The following is a 1,084-nucleotide window of genomic DNA, read 5'->3' as shown; positions in this document are numbered from 1 at the left end:
AGGACTTTGCCTACTACCTTCAGAAGGTTCCGGGAGCCTTTCTGGCGCTGGGCATAAGGAACGAGGAGAAGGGGATAATCTACCCGCCCCATCACCCGAAGTTCAACGTTGATGAGGACGTCCTCTACCTGGGAACGGCCATGGAGGTTGCCCTGGCCAAGGAGTTCCTCAGGTGAGGGCCTTTCCTATTATCGGCACTTTTCCCTTCTTTTCCGCCCCTAACAACTCAGCCGTCTCCGCATCTAGGACCGTCAGAACCTTCTCAAAGCCCAGCTCTCCCGCCCTGGCGATTGCCTTTGGGATGTCCTCCCTGCGGCCCCAGAGAAAAAGGGCCACCTTTCCAGGCCTTCCGGGAAGGGACTTCAGGGCGTAGTAGGAATTCCCGGCTTTTCCATCCTCTACGAGTTCTTGAATTCCGGCGAAGAGATCTCTGAATCTCGAAAACCACATATCGTAGGAGCTTTGAAAGCGACCTGCAACGAGTTCAAGGGACTTCACAGTCTCCCACGGAAAGTGGCGAAGGGGCTTAACCTCTGCTGGCTCGAACTCTCCAGCTGGAACCTCCACGAGCAGACCCTTGTAGAGAAGTTCATCAAAGCCCAGCTTCCTGTAAAAGCCCATTGCATCCTCGTCCGGCTGGGTGGTTATAATCTCAACCATTCTTTCCCGCGCAGTTTTCTCAATGAACTCAACGATGGCCCTTCCAACGCCCCTCTTCCTGAAATCCGGGTGGACTTCGATGACGTCGAGGTGCGCTATTTTTCTCGTTTTCCCACCAATTGGCTCCTCCGAGAATAAGACCTCGGCCTCGCCAACTATTTTTCCGTCGAGTTCTGCAACAACAGGGAGCTGACCATCAAGGAGGAGGTTGTTGAGGTGTATCGCGAGCGTTTCAAGGCTCATCCAGGGCCCGCCGGAGGAGTAGCGCTCAAGTAAGCTTCCCCCGATGTCTTCACCGGCGGTGTGGACTTCGACTATGGCCTTAACATCGTCAAGTGTCGCCTTCCTGATAATCATCGCCCTCACCGAGGTAGCCAAACTTCCTCAGGATGTGGGTTACCGCCTCCGCTCCCCCGTCACCGTA

1 protein-coding gene and 1 pseudogene are annotated in these 1,084 nt (G+C 55.1%); one reads left to right on the top strand and one right to left on the bottom strand.

Annotated elements, in window-relative coordinates:
* Window positions 1-176: pseudogene (locus MV985_RS00685) on the top strand (amidohydrolase); the annotation flags it as partial.
* Here MV985_RS00685 and MV985_RS00680 read toward each other — a convergent pair.
* Window positions 169-1,017 carry a GNAT family N-acetyltransferase gene (locus MV985_RS00680; RefSeq protein ID WP_297458086.1) on the bottom strand — a complete coding sequence of 283 codons (849 nt, stop codon included), beginning with the start codon at window positions 1,015-1,017 and terminating at the stop codon, window positions 169-171. The pseudogene MV985_RS00685 and the gene MV985_RS00680 sit on opposite strands and share 8 nt — an antisense overlap.
* Between the last annotated feature and the right edge of the window lie 67 nt (window positions 1,018-1,084).

This window comes from Thermococcus sp., assembly GCF_027012695.1.
Taxonomy (GTDB): Archaea; Methanobacteriota_B; Thermococci; order Thermococcales; family Thermococcaceae; genus Thermococcus.
The sequence above is the reverse complement of the archived record's forward strand: the minus strand, read 5'-3'. Positions and strand labels throughout refer to the sequence as shown.